This window comes from Marinobacterium profundum, from assembly GCF_001528745.1.
Classification (GTDB): domain Bacteria; phylum Pseudomonadota; class Gammaproteobacteria; order Pseudomonadales; family Balneatricaceae; genus Marinobacterium_A; species Marinobacterium_A profundum.
On sequence record NZ_BCNS01000028.1, the window covers coordinates 1 to 3,958 of the forward strand.

The 3,958-nt window shown below is 61.8% G+C and carries 4 protein-coding genes; all 4 read left to right on the forward strand.

Annotated features, from left to right (window positions below; all coding sequences use genetic code 11):
* Positions 1 to 87: 87 nt before the first annotated feature.
* Positions 88 to 330, forward strand: coding sequence for a hypothetical protein (locus tag MPRO_RS02050; protein ID WP_067286362.1), 243 nt, complete (start codon positions 88 to 90; stop codon positions 328 to 330).
* Positions 330 to 1,268, forward strand: coding sequence for a LamG-like jellyroll fold domain-containing protein (locus MPRO_RS02055; protein ID WP_067286363.1), 939 nt, complete (start codon positions 330 to 332; stop codon positions 1,266 to 1,268). Before MPRO_RS02050 ends, MPRO_RS02055 begins: the two co-directional genes overlap by 1 nt.
* Positions 1,268 to 1,849, forward strand: a complete 582-nt coding sequence (locus tag MPRO_RS02060; RefSeq protein ID WP_067286365.1) for a hypothetical protein — start codon at positions 1,268 to 1,270, stop codon at positions 1,847 to 1,849. Before MPRO_RS02055 ends, MPRO_RS02060 begins: the two co-directional genes overlap by 1 nt.
* Positions 1,850 to 3,958 (forward strand): hypothetical protein (locus MPRO_RS02065; protein WP_067286367.1); only part of this gene is annotated, 2,109 nt, incomplete at its 3' end.

Below are 3,958 nucleotides of genomic sequence, written 5' to 3' on the forward strand. Positions count from 1 at the left end.
CCGAAGAACGAAAACAATAACGCCAACCGTGAGGGCGGGGCGCTGATATGAACCAGCGCATCGTAGTTTAACGGTGTGGGCGAAGTAGTGGGGCAGAGAGCGAAAGGCAGCACAGGCGCGGATCTGGCTCCCATCAATCCGGTGACAGGGGAGCCTTACTTCACCCTGTATGCCGCCGGCTGGGGCTCAGGCTGGGCCAGTAACAACGTGCTGCGGTTCAACACCGATGCGGCCCACGCGCCCATCTGGATCGCCAGGACAACGCTCAGTGGTACGCCGACGCAGGAAGATGATTTGTTCAAGCTGCAGATCCGGGGGGATGCTGACTGATGACGGTTTCAATTTTGGACCCAGCCCATCCCGATCTGGCGCTGATGGCCACAATGGATGGCATCAGTGACAGTTCATTGGTGGACCAGTCCGGTACGCTAGCCGCTGGCACAATATCCGGCGCGACGACGGCAGCGGGCTTGCAGGGTGATGCCCTTATATACGATGGCAATGACTATGTGGCGTTTCAATCCGATTCTGAGGCTGCCCTGGCGTTCGTCCATACCACGGGTATGTTTCACATCGCAACATGGGTAAAGTTCAATAATTCAAATGGTGGCACCTTGCAAGCGATGCTTGGTAATACACCGGTCAGTACGGCCGACAAGGGTTTTGGGCTATTGGCTGATGATCGTTCTGCCTCCGGCGCCAATCGAGCGTTGTTATTCGCGATAGTCAAAGGCACCTCTGGAGTGGCTGTCGCCTCCTTGTCGATAAATAACGCGATACCGGATGATACTGATTATCACCTTTACGAACTGAGTGGTGATGGTGCCGCTGTGACGGCGTTTGTTGATGGCCAGCAGCTGGTGGGCAGTGCCCCCATAGGCGCCCTGGGCAGCGGCAATACAACGCGGCCGCTAAGCTTCGGGCGAGTATCCCATGCTAGCGCGACCTACAACATGGCGGGTGGTCAGGATGTAACGCGATTTTGGCGCCGTCCGCTGACGGAAAGCGAACGGGCTCAAGTGCTTGAAGAGCCTCGGCCCTATCAGATTTCTGGCACCGTCACTCAGGATGGCGCCCCATTTGCCACTGAAATACGACTATACGACGCCACGACAGGCGCCCTGGTCGATATCATTAGCTCGGACGCTGCAGGCGCATACCAAAAGGCGCTAAGCACCGCTGATCCGGTTTATGCGATGAGCATACCGAGCGCTGGCTATCGTCCGCTGGTGCACGGCCCTATTAGTCCAGCATTGAAGGTTACGTAATGACCATGCTATTTTCCGACACCCTGCGCACCAATCGCGCCCAGCAAATCATCAACGCCATTGATGCCGCAGCAACGGCCGGCACTCTGCCTATTTACTCCGGTGGTCAGCCAGATAAAGGCCGCGATGTGTCAGCTATCTCGCCCTACGCAACCAGCACCGCCTATACAGCCGGCGATTACGTCACCGCATCAGGCCACTACTACCGCGCCGACAACACCGGCACCAGCGCCGCCAGCGCGCCCACCTGGCCCACCAATGGCACCACCGTGGCTGATAACGATATCGTTTGGCAGGATATGGGCCTGATCCCTGTGCTGCTGGGCACCATGATCTTTAGTAAGCCCTGCGGCACCGTCACCGATGGCCTGCTGACCTTCGCCGCCATCACCGATGACGACGAAGCTGACGCCAGCGGCACCGCGACTTGGGCTCGCGCCCTGGATGGCGACGGCAACTTCGTGATTGATGGCGATTGCGGTGGCCTCGGCAGTGGTGCCTTTGTCGAGCTGAACACCGTCGATATAGTGGCCGGTGGCCCGCTGCGGGCGACCAGCGCTGCCATTCTCGAAGCCGCCTAAGTGAGCTACACACCGCCAACAGGCAACGTCGTCGATTTTGACCTGCCAAGCGGCTATACCGCGCCGGCAGGGGATGCAGTCGATTTTGCGTTTGCCGGTGATGCGGTTGAACTGAGTGTAAACGCCACCACCGCTGCACCCACGGGTCTGATCAGCATCCTGCATGGTCAAGTACCCAGCGCCACGATCAGCGCCACCACGACGAGCCCGCAGGCGCAGCTGCAGCTGGCCCACGGCGCTGCGCTGGGGTTGTCTGCGACCACGACCAGCCCCCAGGCGCTGATCAATGTCGAGTTCAGTAACGAGCGCCGCCTGCAGCTCTATGGCGTTACCGCATCCCCGGTATCCCAGGTTCAACTGGTGCGCGGTGCCGTGGCGAGCATCAGCGCGACTACGGTGTCCCCGGCATCAGCGCTGGTGGTGGATTGGGGCGTGCCGATTCCGCGTGCGGTGCTCAACTCCAGCGATGCAGGCCAGGCAGCGAAGTGGGGCAGGGCGGCAGTGGTCGACTCTGGTCTAGTGCTTGGCTTCATTAACGCCCCGCCCAAGCAGCCCGCCAAGGGCGTTGCCTGGCAGGATGCCGATCGGATAGATGCGACCCCGGCCATGCCCTTTGGCGTAATCCCCGCCAAGCCGGCTTTGGCCGCAGTGCCATGGAATGCTTTTGCCGTCCATCCAGGCGCCATCCCTTCGCTGGATTACAGCCACCCGCCCGCCAAGCAGTCGGATCGTATGCAGGCCTGGGCGTTGTTCGGCCGGCACCTGGATCAGGGCTCAGGGCAGCGGTGGATATATCCCCCCGCCGTCGATCGCAACAGCGGCTACCCGCACCAGCGCACTGAACTCTGGGGCAGCAAGCAGGTTTGGGATACCCGCGATTACTGGCCGCCGCAAGGCTCGGCAGTTGATTTCAGTTTTGATGCCGGTGCTTACACCGCCCCGGATTATAACGCTGTCAGTTTCAGCTGGGGCGCCCCGTCGCCCTATGCCAACCAGCCGATCCGGCCAACCGATCCCGGCATCAGCATCGCCCACGATACCCCGCCAGCAGTACAGGCAAGCCGCACCGTGCCCTGGGGCACCGGCAGCTGGGAACGCCCGTTGCCCGATTACGTTACCGGCCCCGGCTGGAATACAGACCCGGACGAACCCGCCACGCCGCCCCCGGTACCGACGATAAAAGAGGTTTACATCTTCATGCCCAGCATCACGCTATACCGCACCCCGGACGGCGCAGAAATCGAAGCGCTCAACGTCAGTTGGACCACGGACAGCGATTCGTGGGGCTGGCGCTTCAGCGCCACCCTGGCCCGGGCGCCGGACCTGGCACTGCTCAAGCCCGACAGCAACGGACCCCGCGAGATCGCCTGCCAGATCAACGGCCACCTGTTCAAGGGTATTGTGGAAAGCTACGGCACCAGTCGCCAGTTCGGCCAGAGCGGCTATACCATCAAGGGCCGCAGCCTCAGTGCCTACCTGTCCGACCCCTACGCGCCGTTGCGCAGCAAGGCCATTGATGCCACTTACAGCGCCCGCCAGCTGGCCGAGCAGGAACTGGCAAACACCGGTTGGGCGCTCAACTGGCAGATCCCCGACTGGACGATCCCGGCAGGCGCTTTTAGCTACCAGAGCAAAGACGCCGTTGCCGTGATCAAGAGCATCGCCGAGGCCGCCGGCGCCACCGTGCAGACAGACCCCAGCATCCAGCAGCTGCACATCAAACCGCGCTACCCGGTCAGCCCGCACCTGTGGGCCAATGTCGGCACCCAGCTGGACGCCATCCTGCCGGCAGAGCTGATCAAAACCGCAGGCTCTGAATTCCGATCCTTACCGAAATACAACCGCACATTCGTGGCGGGTGGCCCGACTGGCGGCGTGATCGTCATGCTCACCCGCGACGGCACCGCAGGCGACATCCTCAGCCCCCAGATCGTGGACCCACTCATTACCCACAGCACCGTCGGCTATGAGCGCGCCCGCAACGAACTGGCCCCCGGCGGCAACTGGGAAAGCCTCAGCCTCGAAACCTGGCTCACCCAGCAGGGCGATGCCCCCGGCCTGCTGCTGCCAGGCCATCTGGTCGAGATACAGGACATCAGCGAGAGCTAC

What these genes read in the sequence shown, in the direction of transcription:
- MPRO_RS02055 (WP_067286363.1), top strand. Translation starts at nt 330, where the DNA reads ATGACGGTTTCAATTTTGGACCCAGCCCATCCCGATCTGGCGCTGATG.
- MPRO_RS02060 (WP_067286365.1), top strand. Translation starts at nt 1,268, where the DNA reads ATGACCATGCTATTTTCCGACACCCTGCGCACCAATCGCGCCCAGCAA.